Here is a 22,359-nt window from a genome sequence, read left to right as displayed (position 1 = left end):
CATGCAGTTCGCAGCGTTGGCTCGGACGGTCGGTGCGCTCGGCGCACTGGCCGCCACGATGCCCGTCGACCTGGCCGTCGTCGGCCTGTCACTTCTCGATCGACGACGGGTAGCCGCCCGCCCGTCGGGACGCACGGTGATGGTGAGCGGCGGGAAGATGACCAAGGCATTGAGTCTGGCTCGCGCGTTCCATCGTGCGGGCCACCGTGTGGTTCTCGTCGAGTCGGCCAAATACCGGCTCACCGGCCACCGGTTCTCGCGCGCGGTGGACGCGTTCCACTGCATCCCCGATCCGACGGATCCCGGTTACGCCGACGCGTTGCGTGACGTCGCGCTGCGCGAGGGCGTGGACGTGTTCGTGCCCGTCGCGAGCCCCGCTGCCAGCGTCCACGACGCCGACGCCAAACGTGTGCTCGACGACGTGTGCGAGGTGGTTCACGGTGACTCCGAGATCGTCCGCATGCTCGACGACAAGTCGACGTTCTCGGAAGCCGCTGCTGCCATGGGTCTTTCCGTACCGGACTGGCGCCGCATCACGAACCCGGCACAGATCGCGGATTTCGATTTCCCGCCGGGGCGCGAGTACATCCTCAAACGCATTGCGTACAACCCCGTCGGCAGAATGGATCTGACGCGGCTGTCGGATCGAACTCCGGAGCGCAACCTCGAATTCGCCCGCAGCCTCGACATTTCCGAGGATGACCCATGGATTCTCCAGGAGTTCGTCTCGGGTCAGGAGTACTGCACGCACGGAACCGTGCGCGACGGGGCCCTGACGGTGTACGCATGTTGCGAATCGTCCGCGTTCCAGGTCAACTATGCGATGGTGGACAAGCCCGAGATCCGTTCCTGGGTGGAACGTTTCGTAAGCGAGCTCGGGGTGACCGGGCAACTGTCGTTCGACTTCATCGAGAGCAGCGACGGCCGGGTGTACGCGATCGAGTGCAACCCGCGCACCCACTCCGCCATCACGATGTTCTACGACCACGACGAGTTGGCGAACGCATACCTTACGAAGAACGACGAAGCGGTGGTCCCGACGCCGGAATCCAAACCGACATACTGGATCTACCACGAAGTGTGGCGACTGCTGACTCAGTCGAACCGCGCGCACCGATTGCGCGTCATACGAGAGGGAACGGACGCGATCTACGCGCGCTGGGACCCGTTGCCGTACTTGCTGGTGCACCACCTGCAGATTCCGACGCTACTGCTGAAGAATGCGCTGGTCGGCGGTAGCTGGTCTCGCATCGATTTCAACATCGGCAAACTCGTCGAACTCGGAGGGGACTGATGACGACGACCGTGCTCGCGCTGGTCGGCTCGGCCGTCGACCGGTTTCATGCCGATCTCTCGGCGGTGTACGCCACAGGGTTTCTGGGCGCCGTGTCCGACGACCCCCAATATCGCGTCCATATCGCCGTTGTGACGCCCGGCGGACGGTGGCAGTTCGTCGAGAGTCTCGATGCTGCCGTGGACGAGGGGGACCTGACCGTCGCGCAGGCCTTCGAGCGGATCGCGGCGTTGCACATCGATGTCGTTATACCGCAGATGTTCTGCCTTCCCGGCATGACCACGTATCGATCGATGTTCGACCTTCTGTCGGTGCCGGTCCTCGGGAACCGCCCGGCCGTGATGGCCATGACCGCCGACAAGAACATCGCGCGAGCCGTCGTGGCTGCGGCGGGAGTCTCGGTGCCGCAGGGCGACGTCCTTCGTGCCCCCGGCGCGACGACGGTTCCGTTTCCGGTCGTCGTCAAGCCGGTGGATTCCGACAATTCCGTCGGCGTCGATGTCGTCGAGAATGGTTCGAATCTCGATGCCGCGGTGCGCGAGGCGCTTCGGCATTCGGACGCGGCGTTGGTCGAAGCGTACGTACCGCTCGGCCGAGAAATTCGCTGTGGGATCATCGAACGGGACGGCGAACTGGTGTGTCTGCCTCTCGAAGAATATGCCGTCGACGACGCCAACCCGATCCGTAGTCGGGCGGACAAACTGGACCGTTCCGCGGACGGTGACCTGTACCTCGTCGCGAAGAATTCGACCAAGGCGTGGATCGTCGACACGGACGACCCGGTCACCGAAACCGTCTGGGCCGCAGCGCGAACCGCGTACGTTGCGCTCGGATGCAGGCACTACGGTCTGTTCGATTTCCGAATCGACCCCGACGGCAATCCGTGGTTTCTCGAGGCCGGACTGTATTGCTCGTACTCACCGGGGAGCGTGATCGCGGTGATGGCGTCGGCTGCAGGCATTTCCGTCACCGAACTGTTCGCGCTCTCGCTGCGGGAACTGAAGAACGAAAGGCCAGGACGATGAAACACGAAGCACTGCACCCCCTCGGAGTACGCGTATCCGGCATCGCAGTGGGAGCGCTGAACCCGTCGGATACCGACGAGCTACGCACCCTGCTCGCCGAGCACGGCGTCGCGATTCTTCCCGACCAACACGTCGGAAACGACGAATTTCTCGCGTTCGTACAGTCTTTCGGTGATCTGCTCTTCACCGACGGAGAGACGCCCGTCGACGGCTTTCCCGATCTGAACGTCGTCTCGAACGTCGGCCGGAGCACACCTCCCAAGTCGACGTTTCACGTCGACACCACCTATGTTCCCCATCCGCCGGCGTACACGGCGCTCCGCGCGGTCGATGTGCCCGAGCAGGGTGGGCAGACCCTCTTCAGCAATCAGTACCGCGCCTACGACACTCTGTCGGCCGACGACAGGAAAATCGTCGACGGGGCGAGTGTCACCCATACCGTCACCGGTCTCGACGGGATAGAGGGTTCGGCCGATCACCCCTTGGCGCTCGAACATCCGGTGACCGGCCGCTCCGCCCTGTACCTCACTGCGCCTGCGCGTTGCCGGGCCGTGTCTTCGATGACCGCGGAGCAGGCGTTCGAATTCATCGCTCGTCTCGTCGACCATTCCACTCGCGAGGACAACGTACTTCGACATTCGTGGTCACCCCACGACGTCGTCATCTGGGACAACCGCTGCGTCATGCACAAAGCCGACCACAGCGGCGTCGTCGGCGACAGAACGATGCATCGCGGGATGAGCTCCGACCGCGCGGTGGCGAGACCGAGGCAGGCTCGGTAGCCCTGCCTTTCAGGACTGTTCGTTCGAACACCACCAGGTGGTTCGCCCGCCCACGGTTCCGCGGGCCATCGGAGATCCGCAGCGAGGGCAGGTGGCGTCGACCTTCCGGAACGGGATGATCTCGGCGGTATGGACGCCGCCCTTGCGGATCGCGGCCCGGATGGCCCGCCGCAGCACCACCCGTAGCTCGTCGAGCTCGTCCGTCGTCAAGGTCTTGGCACGGCGAGACGGGGACAGAGCGCACTGCCAGAGAATGTCGTCGGCGAGCAAGTTGCCGATCCCGGCGATGACCGCCTGGTCGAGCAGTCGTGCCTTCACAGGCGCTGCGCTGGAGCCGATTCGCTCGCGGAAGTCGTCACGCGAGATCTCGGCGGCATCGGGTCCCAACGCATCGATGTCGGGTTCGAGCCGTACCCGGCCCAGTCGTCGCTTGTCGAACAGTCGGAGCTGACCACCGTCGTCGAACGTGATGGCGAACCGCGTCCACTCCGGCTTGTCGGTGTCACGTTCACCGACGTGGGGGTCGCCACCGCCGTATGTCGACGACTGCTCCCCGTCGGGCGCGGTCACGATGATGCGCCCGCCCATGCCGAGGTGGATTCCGAGGGTAGGCCCGACCTCGCCGTCCGCTGTCTCGGTCTCGCACCACATCGCCTTACCGCGTCGACACGCCTCGGTGAGCATCCCGCCCTTCAGCGCACGCTCGATATCACCCGGATTGTGCGGCCGGCATTCGTAGGTATCCGTGTCGTCGATGTCGACGATGACCCTGCCCAGTGCCTTCTCGACGACCTGGCGGGCATTCTCTACTTCCGGAAGTTCGGGCACCGTAACCATCTACCCCCCTTGTTCGGCTCCCTACGCGTCACACGGAAAAAGCAGTGTGTTACTTCGTCGGGGTCGGGGTATGGATGCGGAATGGACACCGGCGACCGTTGTCACTTCACTGCGGGGGCGAACACTGTCGTGGTCACCGTGCGTGAAGTACGCGACGACGGTCTCGTCCTGGTTCAGAACGAGTCGCACGGAACCGGGGCGTATCCGTTTCTCGTTCGAAGCGACATGCTCATTCCTGAACTCGTGGACCCGGTGGACGCCGACGCGGTGTGATGGCTGCGGTGCACTTCACACTTCATCGGCCTGTGGTGCGGAATGCCGACGCGACCGTCGCCGTTGAACAACTCGACGGTGCCCGATCCAATGCCCCGGGTACCACCCCAGAATTGCCGCCACGAGCGGCCGCTTGCCGAGAGGCGCACTGGCGGGCACCGTCCCTTCGACTGCCGAGAGTGTTGAACGAGGCAATGACTCAGACGCTGATTGTGCCCACCCGAATCTGGACTCCGAAGCATGTCCTGATCACCGCGGCTGCCGCAGATCTACCGCACACGGCAGAGATCGTTCGGCGTTGCGAGGCGGCAGGCGTCGCCGACATCGACTTCCTGACCTCGAACCGGCTGACAGGCCTCCGCGGTGAGACCGAACGCGAGACGTACGCGCGCGCCAAATCGACCCTCGCCGTCGTCGTGGCGCCTCCGAGCGCGTTGAAGCCGCAACCGATTCCACCCAGCGCGGATTGGCGAATCGACCTTGCCAAAGGCTGCCCCGCGCACTGCCAGTACTGCTATCTGGCGGGGTCGTTGTCCGGCCCGCCCGTGACGCGGGTGTTCGCGAATCTCGACGACGTGTTGGCGCCCATCGCGACCCACGCCGGCCGCGGCACCATCACTTCCGGCACCACCGAGCGCGGACACGAGGGCACGACCTTCGAAATGTCCTGCTACACCGATCCATTGGGAATCGAGCACGTGACGGGCTCGCTCGCGGCCGCGATCTCCCGGGTCGGCGCGGGTGAGTTCGGCAACGACGTGTCCCTACGTTTCACGACCAAGTTCGACGACGTCGCCGAGCTGGTGACGCTCGATCACGGTGGCCGCACCAGAGTTAGGGTCTCGGTGAACGCCGCCGACATCGGCAACCGCTTCGAGGGCGGAACCGCGCGAATGCCCGCTCGGATCGAGGCTCTGCGCTCGCTCGCGCTCGCCGGCTACCGCGTCGGGCTGACGGTCGCGCCCATCATGCCCGTACCGGAATGGCGCGAGCAGTACGGCCGCCTGCTGTCCGACGTCGCCGACGCACTCGTAGACGTACCGGACGTCGATCTGACGGTCGAGGCCATCACGCACCGCTTCACGCCGTCGAGCAAGGACGTCCTTCTCGGGTGGTATCCCGGCACCAAGCTCGAGATGGACGAGGAGTCGCGGTCGGCGAAGCGGTCCAAGTTCGGGGGCGTCAAGTACGTCTATCTGCGAGACATCATGAACGAGATGCGGTCGTGGTTCTCGGACGAGGTGGACCGCATTCTGCCGCAGGCTCAGATGTTGTACTGGACGTGAACGAACACGACAGCACTACAGTGATCGCCCATGAGCGATGACTGGCGAGCAGAGACCGTGTCGAAGATCCGCACCCTGATCGAGGCCGCCGCACCGGGCGTCACCGAGGAAGCCAAGTGGAAGAAGGCGTCGAACCCCGACGGTGTGCCCACCTTCGGTCTGGGCGGTCTTCTCTGCACGGTCGAGACCTACAAGGACAAGGTCAAGGTCACCTTCGCCAAGGGTGCGTCGCTCGACGACCCGGCCGGGGTGTTCAACGCCAGTCTCGACGCGGGGACGCGTCGGGCAGTGGACATCCGTGAGAACGACATCCTCGACGCCGACGCCTTCTCGGCTCTGATCAGCAGCGCCGTCGAGCTGAACCAGCGCTGACGGTCGCGCTTCGTTCCTCGCCCGCCTCGGAGCGTGCCCGGGCGAACCCGGTCTTGACCGGACCGATCAGCAGCCCTAACATCGTCTACTAGAACGTAACAGTAGTACGTTCTAGTCCCCCTTCTCGAATTTCGGAGCAAATCGTGTCCAAGAAATCCCCGGTGCGTCTGGCACTGATCGGCGCAGGTCGGATCGGTTCGAGCCACGCCGAGCTCGTTGCGAACCACGTCCCCGGTGCCACGTTGGTTGCCGTCGTCGACCCGACGCCCAACGCCGATCGTCTCGCCGCCGATCTCGACGTGGACGTCGTCGAGCGGTCGGCCGACGCCGTGCTCGCACGCCCGGACGTCGACGCCGTGCTCATCACGACGCCCGCCCGCACCCACACGGACCTGGTCGTTCAAGCCGCTGCCGCCGGCAAGCACGTGTTCGTCGAGAAGCCGATGGCCGTGACCCTCGCCGACGCGGACCGAGCGATCGCCGCAGCGAAGGAGGCAGGCGTCGTCCTTCAGGTCGGGTTCAACCGACGATTCGCCCCGGGATGGATCGCGGCCCGCTCGGCGATCGATGCGGGACGCGTCGGCACTCCGCAGCTGCTCCGCTCGGTCACCCGCGATCCCGGACCGTTCTCCGCCGACCCGGCGCGTATCCCACCGGGGACGATCTTCCTCGAGACCTTGATCCACGACTTCGACGCGCTGTGCTTCCTGAATCCGGGCGCGCGCCCCAAGCGCGTGACAGCGATCGCCGACGCGTTGATCCGTCCCGACGCCAAAGCGGACGGTCATCTCGACACCGCAGTGGTGACGGTCGAGTTCGACAACGGCGCAATTGCAGTGGCGGAAGCGAACTTCAGTGCTCTGTACGGCTACGACGTGCGCGGTGAGGTGTTCGGATCCGGTGGCATGGTCACCATGGGAGATTCGCTGACGAGCAACATGACGTACTACGGTCCCGAGGGAATCGGTATCGACACCGCACGCCGCGACACGGATCTGCTGCGCAGCGCGTACCTCGGCGAGTTCATCGCGTTCGTCGATGCGATCCGTAACGGAACGCAGGCCCAGGTCACCGGCGAGGATGCCCGCATCGCGCTCGGCATTGCGCTCGCCGCGATCGACAGCGCCGCAACAGGACAGGCTGTCGAGGTGTCCGCATGAGCGGAGTGACGCTCGCCGCATGCGCGGAGATGATCTTCTCGGACCTGCCGCTGATGGACCGCATCGAGCGGATCTCCGAACGCGGTCTGCTCGTCGAAATCTGGGACTGGTCGAGCAAGGACATCGATGCGCTCGCCGGATCCGGAGCCGAATTCTCGTCGATGACGGGTTATCTCACGGGAAACCTGACCGAGCCGGACGGTATCGAGGAGCTGCTCGCGACTGCAGCGCAGTCCTTGAAGATCGCCGACAAGCTCGACTGCCCACGGTTGAACCTGCACGGCACGGGGCTCGGTGACGGAGGTCTTCCGGTCCGGCCGGTCGAGGTCGTGACGCCGTCGATGTGGCTCACTGCCGCAGACACTTTGAGCAAGATCGCCGAGTTGGGCGCCGCCGCCGGTCGGACGTTCGTCCTCGAGAATCTCAACCTCGCGGTCGACCACCCCGGAACTCCCTTCGCGACCGCGTCGGACACCTTGGCGTTGGTCAAGGCAGTCGATCACCCGAATCTGCGTCTGAATCTCGACCTGTACCACGCGCAGATCGGAGAAGGAAACCTGATCGAGTTGGTCACCGAGGCGTTGCCGTACATCGGTGAGATCCAGGTCGCCGATGTGCCGGGCCGGTGCGAACCGGGTACGGGCGAAATCAATTACAGCGCAGTGGCATCGGCGCTGAAGAAGATCGGCTACTCCGGCGTGGTCGGAATGGAAGCCTGGGCGTCCGGAGATCCGGACGCCGCGTTGGATGCGTTCGAAGCGGCGTTCGCGCCGGCGCGCTGAGTTCTACGGTCGTAGCTCTGCGGGTGCCCATGTAGGCCAAGTGGTGTCACCGACAGGATCGCCCTCGACGAACCTCGCTGCGATGCGGGTGACGTCGGGGGCGGAATTGTCGTACACCGTGGCATGATGCGAGCGCCGAATCGCTTCGGCTACCAACGGCCACAACCGATCGAAGCGCTCGCGGATCTTGTCCTCCGGAACGTCGTGCCCACCCTCGGTGACGCGTACCGCAACGCGGGCCACGGACAGTTCGACGGGGACCATGACCACGTGCAGCACGACGACATAGCCCGCCCGGCCGGCCTTGTCGAGAAAGTCGAGTTTCGACGGGTGGGAGAACACCGTCTCGGCGATGAACGATTCGCCCTGTGACACCAGGCCGTCGCGAATGCTCGACGCGATCCTCGCGGCCTCGTAGGAATGCGCCTCCGGCGCATCGGGCCAGCGCTCCCGCGCGATGACGTCGGCATTCACGAACGCACTTCCCGGAAGCAACGGCGCGAGGCGCTGTTCGACGAACGTCGTCTTACCGGAACCGTTCGGGCCGACGACGAGATCCAGTCGTCTCACAGAACGATCTGGGTACCGTCGGGCAAATGCTTGACGACGCGTCCCTGCTCGTCGAGCGAGACCGTGACGCGCCCCTGTGCAGCGCGATCCGCGACGTGATCGCCGGTAGCAAGCGACTCTTCGAGAGCGCTGGCAACCTCGGCGTTGAACACGACGCCCTCTTCGTCGGAGAGCGCACTCAGCGGTGTCCGGCCGGCCAGCGCGGCTTCGACGCGTCGACGTGCGACCTGCCGCTGATTCGATACCTCACGGCCCACCCGAGCCCAGTGTTCGAGCTGTTGCCTGGCCGAGCGGTTCTCTCGCTCGCCTTCTGCTGCTGCGGCGTCGACCAGTTCGGACGAGAACCGCGTGACCCTGTCGGCGACGTTCGTCATGATTCGCTCCCTCGATCGGCACGCGACACCCAGTGTAGCAATGTGCTACAGCGAACGGCCGGTGTTCTCGGGACTACCCGAGCCGGATCAGGGGGTTGACGTAGCCCACGAGCGAGCCCTAATGTGAGCCAGGCCATTGATTGAAACGTTTCAATCCGCGTTTCGATCCACCGGGACGGCTCACCGTCACTACGTCGCTGGAGAGTCATGACTACCGTCGCAGACGCCGACAATGCGGAGCTCCACAGAGTGTGCTTCCTGCTCAAGCTCAGGCCGGATCGCGTACAGGACTATCTGGCGGCTCACGAACACGTCTGGCCCGACATGCTCGATGCGCTGCGTGACACCGGATGGAAGAACTACTCCCTGTTTCTCCGTCCCGAGGACGGACTCGTCGTCGGCTACGTCGAATCGAAGGATCCCGCCGCGATGACTGCGGCGATGAGCGCGACCGACGTCGACGCCCGATGGCAGCGAAACATGGCCGAGTACTTCGAGCCCGCAGCGCGCCCGGATGCGCCTCTCGAATTCCTGACGCACTACTTCCATCTGCCCTGAATTCTTTCGATCCCCCTGACCCCACACATCCTTTCGGAGCCCTCATGAAGATCGGCGCCAAGTCCACCACCGGGTGGCGCGCGACCATATCGGTCGCGATGAGCAACTACATCGAAGCCGGCTCGATCATTGCGATCGCCACTTCACTGACGTTGTGGCAGAACGAGTTCGGCATCAGCAACCTTGCGGTCGGACTACTCGCGGCGTTCAGTGCGAACGCGTTCGGCGCCGCCATCGGTGCCGGTATCGGCGGGCCTCTGTGTGATCGATACGGACGCAAAGCCATCTATACCTACGATCTGATCGTGTACATGGTCGGTGTTCTCATCGCTGCGTTCGCGATGAACTTCGCGATGCTGTTGACGGCCTTCGTCATCACCGGCGTCGCCGTCGGAGCAGGCGTCCCTGCTTCGTGGACGTACATCGCCGAGCAAGCACCGTCGCGCGAACGAGCCCGGCACGTCGGAACAGCGCAACTTGCCTGGTCCGTCGGCCCGTTCATCGGCTTCGCTCTCGCCGCGCTCCTCGCGCCGCTCGATCTGCTCGGATCGCGCATCATCTTCGTGCATCTGTTCGTCGTGGCTGCGGTGGTCTGGTGGATTCGGCAGGGGTTGCCCGAGTCGGCCATCTGGAAGGACGAGGCCGCCGACACTGCAAGCGCTGCTACTCGCGAGAAGACCTTCGGCGCAGCAGGTTTGAAGGGACTGTTCACCAAACGAGTGAACATCACCGCACTTCTGGTGCTCATCGGCATCTACGGCTTCTGGAACACTGTCGCCGGCCAGGCGGGTATCTTCATGCCGCGCGTCTACGAGAGTGCCGGAGTGGAGAGTGCCGTCGAACAGAATCTTCTGCAGGTTCTCGTGTGGGGATGCACCGTTGCCGCGACGTACTTCGGGTTCATGAAGTTCGCGGATCGCATGTCGCAGCGACTGCTGTACTCGATCGGCGCGGCACTGGGCATCGCCGCGTGGGCCATCTTGGTGTTCTTCACCGACGCGGGTATGCCCACCCTGTTGATCTTCGCGATCACGTGGGGCATCTCCAGCGGAATCGGCGCGCAGGCGTTCTACAGCCTGTGGGCGAGTGAGCTGTTCGCGACGCCGTACCGCGCCAGCGCTCAGGGCTTCATGTTCTTCGTCGTGCGGACGGCCACCGGACTGCTCAGCTACTTCTTCCCGACGCTTCTGGCCGCCACCGGGCTCACCACAGTCGGACTTCTGCTCATCGGCCTTCTCACGGTGGCACTGGCGATCGGCGCAGTGTTCGCACCGAACACGCGCGGAAAGTCGTTGCCCGAGATCGAGATCGAGCGCTATGGAACCGTCGTTTCCGACGACCTGACCACCCCCCGCCAGACCCCGAGCCCCACCCCGGAGCGTGCACTGTGACAACACATACCGTTCGACCCGACAGCATTCTCGACGCGCTCGCCATCGAACTTCCGTCCTGGGCCTTCGGGAACTCCGGAACTCGCTTCAAGGTGTTCGGTACACCCGGCACGCCAAGGACGATCCAGGAGAAGATCGCCGACGCGGCGACCGTGCATCGTCTGACGGGACTGGCTCCCGCTGTGGCCCTGCACATTCCATGGGACACGGTCGACAGCTACACCGAATTGAAGTCGTACGCTGCCGATCTGGGAGTGCGTCTGGGAACTGTCAACTCGAATACGTTCCAGGACGACGAGTACAAGTTCGGCAGCCTGACCCACACCGACAAGACGGTGCGGCAGAGAGCGATCGACCACCACCTGCGGTGCCTCGAGATCATGACCGAGATCGGTTCGCAGGATCTGAAGGTGTGGCTGGCCGACGGCACGAACTACCCCGGCCAAGGGGACATCCGCGGTCGCCAGGACAGGCTGGCCGAATCGCTCGCCGCGATCTATCAGCACGTCGGCGAAGGCCAACGACTGGTGCTCGAGTACAAGTTCTTCGAGCCCGCGTTCTACGTCACCGACGTTCCGGACTGGGGCACCTCGTACGCGCACACGGTTGCTCTCGGCGATCGCGCCGCGGTGTGCCTCGACACCGGGCATCACGCACCGGGGACCAACATCGAGTTCATCGTCGCGCAGCTGCTGCGCCTCGGAAAGCTCGGATCGTTCGACTTCAATTCCCGTTTCTACGCGGACGACGACCTCATCGTCGGTGCAGCGGATCCGTTCCAGCTCTTCCGAATTCTGTTCGAGGTGATCCGTGGGGGCGGTCTTGCACCCGACTCCGACCTGGCGTTGATGCTCGATCAGTGCCACAACGTCGAGGCGAAGATTCCCGGTCAGATCCGATCGGTTCTGAACGTGCAGGAAATGACGTTGCGTGCGGCGCTCGTCGACACCGCAGCATTGACGGCCGCGCAGGAAACGGGAGACGTGCTGGCTGCCAACGGGATCTTCATGGACGCGTTCTACACCGACGTTCGCCCGCAGCTGGCGTCGTGGCGTGAGGGCCGCGGGCTGCCGGCCGATCCGATGCGTGCCTACGCCGAATCGGGCTACCAGGAGAAGATCGAGGCCGAACGCGTCGGCGGAACCCAGACGTCCTGGGGTGCGTGAACCATGACAACAGAGCAGGAAGTGACGATGAACCCGACCGTTCGAGACCTTCTGTCCAGATCGAACCGTCTCGGCTCCGATCCGAGCAACACCAACTACGCAGGTGGCAACACCTCCGCCAAGGGCACCGACATCGATCCGGTCACGGGTGCCGACGTGGAATTGATGTGGGTCAAGGGATCCGGAGGCGATCTCGGCACGTTGACAGAGGCCGGGCTGGCCGTGCTCAGACTCGACCGGCTCCGTTCGCTCGTCGACGTCTATCCCGGCGTGGACCGCGAGGACGAGATGGTCGCGGCGTTCGACTACACCCTGCACGGCCGCGGGGGTGCTGCGCCGTCGATCGACACGGCGATGCACGGACTCGTCGACGCACCTCACGTCGACCACCTGCATCCCGATTCGGGTATCGCGATCGCGACCGCTGCCGACGGCGAGGAGCTGACCCGGAAGATCTACGGCGACACCGTCGTCTGGGTTCCGTGGCGACGTCCGGGTTTCCAGCTCGGACTGGACATCTCGGCGATCAAGGCGGCCAACCCGCAGGCCATCGGCTGTATTCTCGGCGGCCACGGCATCACCGCATGGGGTGAGACGTCCGACGATGCGGAAGCGAACTCGCTCCACATCATCCGCACGGCCGAGGCGTATCTGGCCGAGCACGGCACGGCCGAGCCGTTCGGCGCACCACTCGACGGCTATGCCGCGCTCCCGGAGGCCGAGCGCCGCGCGAAGGCAGCGGCACTGGCCCCGCACATTCGCGGCCTTGCGTCGACCGACGAACCGAAGGTCGGGCACTACACGGATTCGCAGGTCGTACTGGACTTCCTGGCCGCGAGCGAACACCCGCGCCTTGCCGCCCTCGGCACGAGCTGCCCCGACCACTTCCTGCGCACCAAGGTCAAGCCTCTCGTTCTCGACCTGCCGGCGGATGCACCCGTCGAACAGTGCGTGCAGCGCCTGCAGACGCTGCACGAGGCCTACCGCAAGGACTACCAGGCCTACTACGAGCGCTTCGCGACCGAGGACTCTCCGGCGATGCGCGGCGCCGATCCCGCCATCGTCCTGATCCCCGGTGTCGGCATGTTCAGCTACGGCGCCAACAAGCAGACCGCACGCGTCGCGGGCGAGTTCTACGTCAACGCCGTCAACGTCATGCGCGGCGCGGAATCGGTGTCGACGTACAGTCCCATCGACGAATCCGAGAAGTTCCGCATCGAGTACTGGGCGCTGGAGGAGGCCAAGCTCGCACGGATGCCGAAACCCAAGCCATTGGCGACGCGCATCGCGCTGGTCACGGGGGCCGCGTCGGGAATCGGGAAGGCCATTGCGCGCCGGCTCGCGGCGGAAGGCGCGTGCGTCGTCATCGCGGACCTGGACGAGCAGAAGGCGGCCGACGTCGCGGCCGAGATCGGCAGCACCGACGTCGCGATCGGTGTGCGCGCCGACGTCACCGACGAAGCTGCGGTGCAGGCGGCTGTCGACGCGACGGTGTTGGCATTCGGTGGCATCGACCTCGTCGTGAACAACGCCGGCCTGTCGCTGTCGAAGCCGCTGCTGGAGACGACCGTCGCGGATTGGGACCTGCAGCACGACGTCATGGCACGGGGATCGTTCCTGGTGTCCCGCGCGGCTGCGTCGGCGCTGATCGCGCAGAAGATGGGCGGTGACATTCTGTACATCTCGTCCAAGAACTCGGTGTTCGCCGGCCCGAACAACATCGCGTACTCGGCGACCAAGGCCGACCAGGCGCACCAAGTTCGTTTGCTCGCAGCGGAACTCGGTGAGCACGGCGTCAAGGTCAACGGCATCAACCCCGACGGTGTCGTGCAGGGATCGGGCATCTTCGCGGCCGGCTGGGGCGCCTCGCGCGCCGCGGTCTACGGTGTCGAGGAGAAGGACCTGGGCAAGTTCTACGCGCAGCGCACGCTGTTGAAGCGTGAGGTGCTGCCGGAGAACATCGCGGGTGCTGCGTTCGCACTGTGCACGTCGGACTTCTCGCACACGACGGGCCTGCACGTGCCCGTCGATGCAGGAGTCGCGGCGGCATTCCTGCGATGAGCCTGTCGACGGTCGCGGCAGTCGACCTCGGCGCGACGAGCGGTCGCGTCGTGGTCGGCGTGGTCGGCACCGACGCCGCAGGACGGGATGTGCTGGATCTCGACGTCGTGGCGCGTTTCCCCAACGAACCCCTGCGGTTGTGGAACGGAACCAGGACTGCACTGCACACGGACGTGCCAGGCTTGTTCGGGCACATCCGAAAGGGGCTGGCCGACGTCGTGCGGCAGTCGGAGAACCTGGTGAGTATCGGCGTCGATTCCTGGGCCGTCGACTACGGTCTGCTGCGCGGTGGGCGACTGCTCGGCCTGCCGCATCACTACCGTGACGAACGGTCCGAGCGCGGCGTCCAACTGGTCGAATCCGTCGTCGGCCGTGAAGAATTGTTCTCTCGCAACGGTTTACAGTTCTTGCCGTTCAACACGGTGTATCAGCTTGCGGTCGAGAAGGAAGACGGACTGCTGGGCGTCGCAGATCGGGCTCTGCTGGTGCCGGACCTCGTCTCGTACTGGTTGACCGGACGCGAGGTCACCGAACGGACCAATGCATCCACGACGGGCCTGTTCGGAACCGACGGGGTGCCCGATGTCGATCTGATGGCACGGCTCGGACTCGACCCGTCGCTGTTCGCGGACGTGGTCGACCCTGGGACCGTGTTGGGTCCGGTACTGCCCGGCGTGCTCGACGTGGACACGAGTGCTGTCGTCACCACGGTCGGTTCGCACGACACGGCGTCGGCGGTTGCGGCAGTTCCGATGGATCCTTCGTCGTCGGTGTACATATCCTGTGGCACGTGGGGACTCGTCGGAGCGGAAACCGCGGCCCCGGTGCTCGGTTCAGCCGTGCGCGAGGCGGGATTCACCAACGAGGCCGGGGTCGACGGCCGAAACAGACTGTTGCACAACGTCATGGGACTGTGGCTGCTGTCGGAGACCGTGCGAGAGTGGAGCCGGTCCGACGGAGCGCCGGTCGATCTGCCGACGATGCTCGCTGCCGCGGCCCAATGCCCATCGCCTGCGCACGTCTTCGACGCCGACGACCCGGTGTTCCTGTCCCGCGGCGACATGCCGCGGCGGATCCGCTCCTGGTATCTGGAGCGAGACCTCGACGCGCCGTCGTCGCGAGTGGAGATGGTTCGCGCCGTCGTCGAGTCGTTGGCCGCGGCATTCGCCCGTGCGGTGCACGACGCGGCGTCGCTCGCAGGCTTCTCGGCCCGGCAGATTCACGTCGTCGGCGGCGGAGCCCAGAATTCGCTGCTGTGCAAGATTCTGGCGGATCGGTCGGGTATCCCGGTCCTTGCTGGACCGGCGGAAGCAACGGCGTTGGGTAACGTCCTGGTACAGGCACGTGCCCACGGTTCGATTCACGGTGAACTCGACCGGCTGCGTCGTATCGTTGCAACCACGTTCCCGCCGACGCAGTACACACCAGCGGTCTCCCGCACCTGTTCGCAGCGGGCGAGAACGGCATGAACAACGAGAAAGGATCAGCAATGGTCAAGAGGCAGGTCCCGAAGGTGCGCGATCTCGCGCCCCTCATGCAGTTCAAGAAGCCGCAGCTGAACGCGAAGAAGCGCCGTCTCGACGCGGCCCTGACGATCGAGGATCTTCGAAAGATCGCCAAGCGTCGCACTCCGACGGCCGCCTTCGACTACACCGACGGATCGGCCGAAGCCGAGTTGTCGATCACGCGTGCGCGACAGGCGTTCCAGGACATCGAATTTCGCCCGTCGATCCTGCGCGATGTGTCGAAGGTATCGACCGGGTGGGACGTGCTCGGTGCACCGGTCGCGCAGCCATTCGGCATCGCGCCGACCGGGTTCACACGCATGATGCAGACCGAGGGCGAGATCGCCGGGGCGCGCGCTGCGGCCCGTGCGGGAATTCCGTTCTCGTTGTCGACGATGGGAACGCACTCCATCGAGGATGTGCGCGACGCGAATCCGCACGGCCGCAATTGGTTTCAGCTGTACATGTGGAAGGACCGCGAGCGCTCGATGGCTCTCGTCGAGCGGGCGGCGAAGGCGAATTTCGACACCCTGCTCGTCACCGTCGATGTCCCGGTGGCGGGTGCACGGCTGCGCGACAAGCGCAACGGTATGACCATTCCGCCTGCGCTGACGCCCGGGACGGTGATGAATGCGCTCCCTCGGCCGCAGTGGTGGATCGACTTCCTCACGACCGAGCCGCTGTCGTTCGCGTCGATCGACCGCTGGTCCGGCACCGTCGCCGAACTGCTCGACACGATGTTCGATCCGACGGTCACCTTCGAGGACCTCGCCTGGATCAAGACGCAGTGGCCAGGAAAGCTGGTGGTCAAGGGAATTCAGACGCTGGACGACGCGAAAGCCGTCACGGACCTCGGAGCGGACGGCCTCATCCTGTCCAATCACGGTGGGCGACAGCTCGATCGCGCCCCCATCCCGTTCCATCTGCTGCCCGATGTCGCACGAGAGGTGGGTTCGGACACCGAGGTGATGCTCGACACAGGCATCATGTCGGGCGCCGACATCGTCGCGTCCATTGCGCTCGGCGCCCGATTCACGCTGGTCGGGCGTGCGTACCTGTACGGGCTGATGGCGGGCGGTGAGGCAGGCGTGAACCGCGCGATCGACATTCTGTCCGAACAGGTCGAGCGCACGATGCGGCTGCTCGGCGTCACGTCGCTCGAAGAACTCGAACCGGGCCACGTGACGCAGCTCGAGCGTCTGGTGCCGCGGCCCCGTTCCTGATACCGCGTTCGCCGACATACGCGGAGCTGGAAGACTGCTGTCGTGGCAAAGAGCATGAAGCAGGTGGCCGCCGCGGCCGGTGTGTCCGTCGGCACGGTCTCGAACGTGCTGAACGCGCCGGACAAGGTGGCGCCTGCCACCGTGGATCGGGTCATGGCGGCCATCGACCAGTTGGGCTTCGTACGCAACGACGCCGCCCGGCAACTGCGCGCGGGACGGTCGCGATGCATCGGTCTCGTCGTCCTCGACCTGGGAAACCCGTTCTTCACCGACATTGCTCGCGGCGCGGAAGCGAATGCGTTCGAACGCAATCTGATGGTCCTGTCGGCGTCGACCGACGACAAGCCCGACCGTGAGCGGCTGTACCTCGACACATTCGACGAACAGCGGGTTCACGGGATGCTGGTGTCACCGGTCGGCGAGAACCTGTCCCGGCTCGAGCTGTTGCAGTCGCGCGGAACTCCGGTGGTGTTGGTCGACCGGGACGGCACGGGTACGCCGTTCTCGTCGGTCGCGGTGGACGACGTCGCGGGCGGCGCGATGGCAGTGCGTCACCTGTGCGAGCAGGGGCGCAGGCGACTGGCCTACGTCGGCGGACCGTCGAGTCTCAGGCAGGTCGCGGACCGCCTGCGTGGTGCACGCGCCGCCGCACAGGAATTCGACGGAACCGAACTCGAGGTCGTCGATACACCCGACTCGAGCGTCCTCGCGGGCAGGGCCGCCGCGGCCGCCATCGTCGACCGTGCTCCGCAGGACAGGCCCGACGCGATCTTCTGCGCGAACGACCTTCTCGCACTGGGTGTTCTGCAGAGTCTGGTCCTGCTCGGTCGCTCGGTGGTACCGGACGACATCGCCGTCATCGGGTACGACGACATCGATTTCGCGGCGTCGGCTGTCGTCTCGCTGTCGTCCGTTCGTCAGCCGAGCCGCGACATCGGCCATGCCGCAGTCGATTTGCTCGAACGATCGGTAGCAGACCCGTCGGCATCCCCGAGACATGTTCGGTTCGAGCCGACGCTGACCGTGCGTGCGTCGACGACTGCGGCCACGCCTCCCGCCGACACGCGGAAGGCGTAGCCGTCGGACGTCAGGAAATGATGGCGTCGGCCTCGATCTCGACCAGGAGGGCGTCGTCGATCAGTGCATTCACGCCGAGCAGCGTGGTCGCAGGCCGGATCTCTCCGAAGATCTCCCCGTGGACGGCGGCGACGTCCTGCCACTGCGACACGTCGCGCAGGTAGATGCGAGTGCGGATGACGTCCTGCAGGGATGCGCCCGCGTCGACGAGAGCTGCTTCGATGGTCGCGAGGGCAGCGCGAGTCTGGTCGGCGACGGTCTCGCCCGGTGCCGTCGTACCCGAGACCGCGACGCTGTTTCCGATGCGGACGGCGCGGCTGTATCCGATCTTCGGTTCCCACTCGGAGCCGGACGAGATGTTGGTTCTGTTGCTCATGGCTGCAATCTTCCTTCAGCGAGTGGGGGACGCCGGATCCGGGGCGAGAATTCCACCGACGCTGTCGACGGGGGTGCGCGACGCCGACGCCGTCGCCAGTGCGGCACGGAAGGCGCGGACGGCGGGATGACGACCGCGGCCTTCCCGGACAGCGGTGTAGATCGTGCGCTGAGGTCGTCCTGGCAACGTGCTGAGCTCGAGACCGTCGGACTGGTCGGCGGCGATCAAGGCGGGAATGAACGCGGCCGCATGGCCGGTCCGGACGAGGTGTGCATGCATGAGCGGGTCGGGGCTGACGAACGTGACCCTGGGTTCGAACCCGGCTGCCCGGCACACCGAACGCCCCCAGATGCCGGTCGGGGTGTCGGCCGGGTCCATTGCCCACGGCGCATCGGCCAGATCGACGAGACGCCGCCCGGGCGACAACCAGTCCGTGCCGTCGGGCACTGCGAGCATCAGTAGATCTGCAGCGAGATCGGCCCGATCGACGCCCGGCCGGACCTCCTCGGGCAGTCCGGGATACTCCTCGCCGAGGATCAGGTCGTACGCATGCGAGAGCAATCCGTCGTACGCCTGTCCCATGTGATGCTGATCGAACTCGACGGACAACGACGGATGCTCGACGGCCAGGAGATCCAGGACGGCGGGAACGATCGCGAACACGACGGTTTGAAACGACGCGACCCGCAACGTCCCCTGAACTGTCGAGTGCGCCGCAGCCAGATCCGATTCGGCCTCTTCGAGCTGCCGAAGGACCACCTCGGCGTGTGCGGCGAGACCGACTGCGGCGTCGGTCAGCGTGACGCCGCGTCCGACCGGCTCCAGCAGGCGCACGCCCACCTCCTTCTCGAGTAGCGACAACTGCTGAGAGACCGCCGACGGCGTGTACGAGAGTGCGCGTGCGACGCCCGCCAGGGTTCCCCTCCGTTGCAACTCGAGCAGAACGCGCAACCGCGGAACGTACAACATGCAATTCCTTGATAGGTAAGGAACTCTGATTGTTAATGGTAAAAATGATTCGCTGGACTTACCTTAGACGGTCCGCAAAGCTGAATCCATGGCAAGTTTCAGTCGAATGCAGGGCACCGGATCCGCGGTGGCGATGATCGTCGGGTCGTGTGTGTCGTTGCAGTTCGGTGCTGCACTGGCCGTGCAGATATTCCCGCTGGCCGGGTCCTGGGCGGTCACCGCCGCCCGTCTCGCCATCGCAGCTGTGTTGCTCGCGGTGTTCGTTCGTCCCCGGGTCCGGCAATGGTCGCGGGCTCAGTGGAAGGTCGTCTGCGCGCTCGGTGCGTCGTTGGCGGCGATGAACGGGTCGTTCTACGCCGCGATCGAACGGATTCCTCTCGGGGTGGCCGTGTCGATCGAGTTCCTCGGTCCGCTGGTTCTCGCGGCGGTGTTGTCGCGTCGGCGCGTCGACCTGTGCTGGGCAGGTGTCGCCCTGGTGGGAATGGCGATGCTCGGGATCGAATCGGCCGTGCATTCGACGTCGCTCGACCCGATCGGAGTACTGTTCGCGCTCCTCGCGGCCGGATTCTGGTCGTTGTACATTCTTACCAATGCGCGTGTTGCACAAGAGGTTCCAGGAACAGGCGGTCTTGCTGTGGCTCTCGCGGTCGGTGCTGTATGCGTCATGCCTGTCGGGTTGATGCAGGGCATCGAGGCCTTCGCCGATCCGAAGGTGTTGGCGATCGTTGCGCTCGTGGCGCTTTTGTCGTCGGCCATTCCGTATTCACTCGAACTTGCTGCCCTACGGCGCATTCCGCGCAACGTGTTCGGAGTGCTGCTCAGCCTCGAACCGATCTTCGCGACGCTCGCAGGGTGGCTGCTGCTGCATCAGAGTGCGGGTGTTCTGCGCCTGTCGGCTATTGCTCTCGTCATCGTCGCCACCGTGGGAACTGTTGTGACCGCGGAGAAGAAGCAGTCGTCGACGATCGATCCCACCGACGAGCTGCAGCGTCCGAGTCAGCCCTCACCGGTGTAGCGGGCTCACAGTGCGCGGGCGAGGCGGTCGATCGCCTCGACGATCGTGTCCGGTGCGCAGGCCAGGTTCATCCTCGCGAAGCCCCTACCTTCCGTGCCGAAGCTGATGCCGTCGGACAGAGCGAGTTTCGCGTGGTGGAGTGCACGGTCGGCAGGGTCGTCGCCCCAGCCGAGGCCGCGCAGATCCAACCATGCAAGGTAGGTCGCATTCGGCCGTCGTAGCGTGACGTGCGGAAGCTTCTCCGCGAGTTGTTGTTCCAGGACGGTGAAGTTGCGTTCGATCGTCGAGATCGTGGCGGCGAGCCATTCTCGACCGTGTGTGAAGCCTTCGCGCGTAGCCATGAGTCCGAGTAGTCCCGCGCGGAAGTCCACCTCGTCGGGTAGGCCCCGTATGAGGTCGGTCATGCGGTCGGATTCGGCGACGAACAGCGCGCTCTTCAATCCGGCGAGATTGAATGCCTTGCTGCCGGATTCGGCTGCGATACCGTGTTCGCGCGCCTCGTCGGACACCGTCAGGTAGGGCGTGAACGTCGTGCCGTGGTGCGTCAGTGGGGCATGAATTTCGTCGCTGACGACCACCGCATCGTGACGAGCGACGATGCGCGACAACTCGGTCAGTGTTTCACGTGAATGCACCAGTCCGACGGGGTTGTGCGGGCTGCACAACAGGAGTGCACGGGCTCCTTTCTCGAAGGCGCGGTCGATGCCGTCGAGATCGAGCGAGTACTGCCGACCGTCGTCGGACAACGGTACTTCGACGACGCGACCACCTGCTTCGGGGACAAGCTCGAAGAACGGTGGGTAGATCGGTGGGTTGATGATCACGCCGTCACCCGGTTCGATGAGTCTGCGCAGGGACTCGACGATGACGACACTGACGTCGGTGGCGTACCCCATACGTTCCGGGTTCGCATCCCAGTTCCAGACATCCGAGGCGTACGACGCGAAAGCCCGTGCAGCACTGGCGTCGTGTGGATCGACGTACCCGGTGTCACCCGCGTCCAGCGCAGCGTGCAGCGCCGCTCTGATCGGCGGTGCGAGTGGAAAATCCATCTCGGCGACGAACATCGGCAGCACATCGTCAGGGTGGGTGCGCCATTTCTCGCTGGTGCGCTTGCGGAGCGTTTCCATCGAATCCGCAGATGTCATGGTCCGGCCTCCTCGATGCTGTGTGGGCACTGTCCCAGGCTAGCGGGGCGATCCATGACATCCGTCATGGCCGATCAATGGCGTCGTAACTTCATCTCATGGTGGTCTGCACTGTTGTGGGCACGTCGTCGCGACGACAGTGGAGAACATGAACGACAACGCCACAGCAACGATCGACGAGGAGGGCACGATGACGACGCCGGACCCAGCTCAGGAGCAAGCGAAGGACGTCGATGCCACGCAGGTACTGCTGAACAGTCTCGGCGGTGTCAGCGGCATGATCTACACAGCGATTCCGGTCGTGGCCTTCGTGACAGCCAACGCACTCGTCGCACTCCCTGTCGCGATCACCATTGCCGTCGCCGTCGCGCTCGTCCTTGCCCTGGTTCGCATGCGACGGGGTGAACCGCTCACGCAGGCGATCGGGGGACTGATCGGCGTTGTCGCCGCTGGAGTTGTCGCCGCGTGGACCGGATCCGGCAGCGGATACTTCCTGATCGGTATCTGGACGTCGCTCGGCGGTGCGGTGATCATGCTCGCGTCGGTTCTGGCACGCCGGCCGTTGACAGGAATACTCTGGAGCGCGCTGCACGGCAACAGGTTCCGTTGGCGCGCAGAGCGCACTGTTCTCCGCGCGCACGACGTCGCCACGCTGACGTTCGCCGTGCTGTTCGGCGCCCGCTACATCGTGCAGGACTGGCTGTACGACACCGACGCCACGGGATGGTTGGCATTCGCGAAAATCGCAATGGGCACACCGTTGTTCGCGCTGGCCGTACTCGTCACGGTGTGGGCGTTCCGTCGGTCGACCAAGCATCTCGCGGAGCCGGCACGGGTGTGAGAACGTTGTAGTTATCGAGAGACTCGCCGACGGAAATCCGTCGGCGAGTTTTGGTTTTGGCCGAATCTGTAATCGGCTGTGGCGGTGTGGGTTCTGATTTGAACTGGTGTTCCGGAACTTGTCGGTGGGTGCGGCTATGGTGTGGTTGATGGTCGTGGGGGACGAGTCGATGGGGGCGGTTTCGGTGAATGCTGTTGGTGGGGGCGTTGATTGGTCGTCGGAGGTGCCGTCGGTGCCGGAGTGGTATGTGTCCGATGCGGAGGCGGAGGGGGTG

At 64.9% G+C, this 22,359-nt stretch carries 23 protein-coding genes; 17 read left to right on the top strand and 6 right to left on the bottom strand.

Features of this window, described 5'->3' with window-relative positions; all coding sequences use genetic code 11:
• Position 1 precedes the first annotated feature (1 nt).
• The 3 genes from A3K89_RS11310 to A3K89_RS11300 are packed head-to-tail and all read left to right on the top strand — an operon-like array spanning position 2 to position 3,101.
• The gene (locus tag A3K89_RS11310) at positions 2-1,294 is read left to right on the top strand and encodes an ATP-grasp enzyme (RefSeq protein ID WP_068425276.1); all 1,293 of its coding nucleotides are present in this window, start codon (positions 2-4) and stop codon (positions 1,292-1,294) included.
• Positions 1,294-2,319 carry a D-alanine--D-alanine ligase gene (locus tag A3K89_RS11305; RefSeq protein WP_068425275.1) on the top strand — a complete coding sequence of 342 codons (1,026 nt, stop codon included), beginning with the start codon at positions 1,294-1,296 and terminating at the stop codon, positions 2,317-2,319. The genes A3K89_RS11310 and A3K89_RS11305 overlap by 1 nt, the downstream gene beginning before the upstream one ends.
• The gene (locus A3K89_RS11300) at positions 2,316-3,101 is read left to right on the top strand and encodes a TauD/TfdA dioxygenase family protein (protein ID WP_068425273.1); all 786 of its coding nucleotides are present in this window, start codon (positions 2,316-2,318) and stop codon (positions 3,099-3,101) included. The genes A3K89_RS11305 and A3K89_RS11300 overlap by 4 nt, the downstream gene beginning before the upstream one ends.
• A gap of 9 nt (positions 3,102-3,110) precedes the next feature.
• Here A3K89_RS11300 and A3K89_RS11295 read toward each other — a convergent pair whose 3' ends face one another.
• Positions 3,111-3,938: an Fpg/Nei family DNA glycosylase gene (locus A3K89_RS11295; protein WP_206030500.1), complete on the bottom strand. Its 828-nt coding sequence runs from the start codon at positions 3,936-3,938 to the stop codon at positions 3,111-3,113.
• Positions 3,939-4,019: 81 nt separating this feature from the next.
• On the opposite strand from A3K89_RS11295, the gene A3K89_RS11290 reads away from it, so the two are divergent.
• From A3K89_RS11290 to A3K89_RS11270, 5 genes are all read left to right on the top strand, one after another.
• Complete coding sequence (locus A3K89_RS11290; RefSeq protein ID WP_068425268.1) at positions 4,020-4,211, top strand: hypothetical protein; 192 nt, start codon at positions 4,020-4,022, stop codon at positions 4,209-4,211.
• Positions 4,212-4,405: 194 nt separating this feature from the next.
• Positions 4,406-5,497: a spore photoproduct lyase family protein gene (locus tag A3K89_RS11285; protein WP_068426174.1), complete on the top strand. Its 1,092-nt coding sequence runs from the start codon at positions 4,406-4,408 to the stop codon at positions 5,495-5,497.
• Between the two features lie 30 nt (positions 5,498-5,527).
• Positions 5,528-5,869 carry a DUF1801 domain-containing protein gene (locus A3K89_RS11280; RefSeq protein ID WP_068425265.1) on the top strand — a complete coding sequence of 114 codons (342 nt, stop codon included), beginning with the start codon at positions 5,528-5,530 and terminating at the stop codon, positions 5,867-5,869.
• Positions 5,870-6,012: 143 nt separating this feature from the next.
• Positions 6,013-7,029, top strand: coding sequence for a Gfo/Idh/MocA family oxidoreductase (locus tag A3K89_RS11275; protein ID WP_068425263.1), 1,017 nt, complete (start codon positions 6,013-6,015; stop codon positions 7,027-7,029).
• Positions 7,026-7,811 carry a TIM barrel protein gene (locus A3K89_RS11270; protein WP_068425259.1) on the top strand — a complete coding sequence of 262 codons (786 nt, stop codon included), beginning with the start codon at positions 7,026-7,028 and terminating at the stop codon, positions 7,809-7,811. The genes A3K89_RS11275 and A3K89_RS11270 overlap by 4 nt, the downstream gene beginning before the upstream one ends.
• Positions 7,812-7,814: 3 nt before the next feature.
• Here the strand turns inward: A3K89_RS11270 and A3K89_RS11265 are convergent, their stop codons facing one another.
• On the bottom strand, positions 7,815-8,381 hold the full coding sequence (locus A3K89_RS11265; RefSeq protein WP_068425258.1) for a zeta toxin family protein: 567 nt from the start codon (positions 8,379-8,381) through the stop codon (positions 7,815-7,817).
• Positions 8,378-8,755 carry a TA system antitoxin ParD family protein gene (locus A3K89_RS11260; protein WP_068425257.1) on the bottom strand — a complete coding sequence of 126 codons (378 nt, stop codon included), beginning with the start codon at positions 8,753-8,755 and terminating at the stop codon, positions 8,378-8,380. The genes A3K89_RS11265 and A3K89_RS11260 overlap by 4 nt, the downstream gene beginning before the upstream one ends.
• Before the next feature lie 207 nt (positions 8,756-8,962).
• Between A3K89_RS11260 and A3K89_RS11255 the strand changes: the two genes are divergently transcribed.
• The 7 genes from A3K89_RS11255 to A3K89_RS11225 are packed head-to-tail and all read left to right on the top strand — an operon-like array spanning position 8,963 to position 17,736.
• Positions 8,963-9,313 carry an L-rhamnose mutarotase gene (locus A3K89_RS11255; protein WP_068425256.1) on the top strand — a complete coding sequence of 117 codons (351 nt, stop codon included), beginning with the start codon at positions 8,963-8,965 and terminating at the stop codon, positions 9,311-9,313.
• A 44-nt stretch (positions 9,314-9,357) separates the two neighbouring features.
• Entirely contained in the window at positions 9,358-10,704 is a 1,347-nt protein-coding gene (locus A3K89_RS11250) for an MFS transporter (protein WP_068425253.1), read from the top strand.
• The gene (gene rhaI, locus A3K89_RS11245; RefSeq protein ID WP_068425251.1) at positions 10,701-11,870 is read left to right on the top strand and encodes an L-rhamnose isomerase; all 1,170 of its coding nucleotides are present in this window, start codon (positions 10,701-10,703) and stop codon (positions 11,868-11,870) included. Before A3K89_RS11250 ends, rhaI begins: the two co-directional genes overlap by 4 nt.
• 3 nt (positions 11,871-11,873) lie before the next feature.
• On the top strand, positions 11,874-13,931 hold the full coding sequence (locus A3K89_RS11240; protein WP_068425249.1) for a bifunctional rhamnulose-1-phosphate aldolase/short-chain dehydrogenase: 2,058 nt from the start codon (positions 11,874-11,876) through the stop codon (positions 13,929-13,931).
• Complete coding sequence (locus A3K89_RS11235) at positions 13,928-15,400, top strand: rhamnulokinase (RefSeq protein ID WP_068425245.1); 1,473 nt, start codon at positions 13,928-13,930, stop codon at positions 15,398-15,400. The genes A3K89_RS11240 and A3K89_RS11235 overlap by 4 nt, the downstream gene beginning before the upstream one ends.
• Positions 15,401-15,420: 20 nt before the next feature.
• On the top strand, positions 15,421-16,659 hold the full coding sequence (locus A3K89_RS11230; protein WP_068426171.1) for an alpha-hydroxy acid oxidase: 1,239 nt from the start codon (positions 15,421-15,423) through the stop codon (positions 16,657-16,659).
• Between the two features lie 42 nt (positions 16,660-16,701).
• Positions 16,702-17,736: a LacI family DNA-binding transcriptional regulator gene (locus tag A3K89_RS11225; protein WP_084423707.1), complete on the top strand. Its 1,035-nt coding sequence runs from the start codon at positions 16,702-16,704 to the stop codon at positions 17,734-17,736.
• A gap of 10 nt (positions 17,737-17,746) precedes the next feature.
• Here A3K89_RS11225 and A3K89_RS11220 read toward each other — a convergent pair whose 3' ends face one another.
• Complete coding sequence (locus tag A3K89_RS11220) at positions 17,747-18,112, bottom strand: RidA family protein (RefSeq protein ID WP_068425240.1); 366 nt, start codon at positions 18,110-18,112, stop codon at positions 17,747-17,749.
• Between the two features lie 15 nt (positions 18,113-18,127).
• Positions 18,128-19,081, bottom strand: coding sequence for a LysR family transcriptional regulator (locus A3K89_RS11215; RefSeq protein WP_068425237.1), 954 nt, complete (start codon positions 19,079-19,081; stop codon positions 18,128-18,130).
• Positions 19,082-19,169: 88 nt separating this feature from the next.
• On the opposite strand from A3K89_RS11215, the gene A3K89_RS11210 reads away from it, so the two are divergent.
• The gene (locus A3K89_RS11210) at positions 19,170-20,096 is read left to right on the top strand and encodes an EamA family transporter (RefSeq protein WP_068425234.1); all 927 of its coding nucleotides are present in this window, start codon (positions 19,170-19,172) and stop codon (positions 20,094-20,096) included.
• A gap of 5 nt (positions 20,097-20,101) precedes the next feature.
• On the opposite strand, the gene A3K89_RS11205 is transcribed toward A3K89_RS11210, so the two are convergent.
• Positions 20,102-21,244, bottom strand: a complete 1,143-nt coding sequence (locus A3K89_RS11205) for a MalY/PatB family protein (protein ID WP_068425231.1) — start codon at positions 21,242-21,244, stop codon at positions 20,102-20,104.
• A gap of 148 nt (positions 21,245-21,392) precedes the next feature.
• On the opposite strand from A3K89_RS11205, the gene A3K89_RS11200 reads away from it, so the two are divergent.
• Entirely contained in the window at positions 21,393-22,085 is a 693-nt protein-coding gene (locus A3K89_RS11200; RefSeq protein ID WP_068426169.1) for a DUF3159 domain-containing protein, read from the top strand.
• The last annotated feature ends 274 nt before the right edge of the window (positions 22,086-22,359 follow it).

This window comes from Rhodococcoides kyotonense (assembly GCF_001645385.1).
Classification (GTDB): Bacteria; Actinomycetota; Actinomycetes; order Mycobacteriales; family Mycobacteriaceae; genus Rhodococcoides; species Rhodococcoides kyotonensis_B.
The sequence above is the reverse complement of the archived record's forward strand: the minus strand, read 5'-3'. Positions and strand labels throughout refer to the sequence as shown.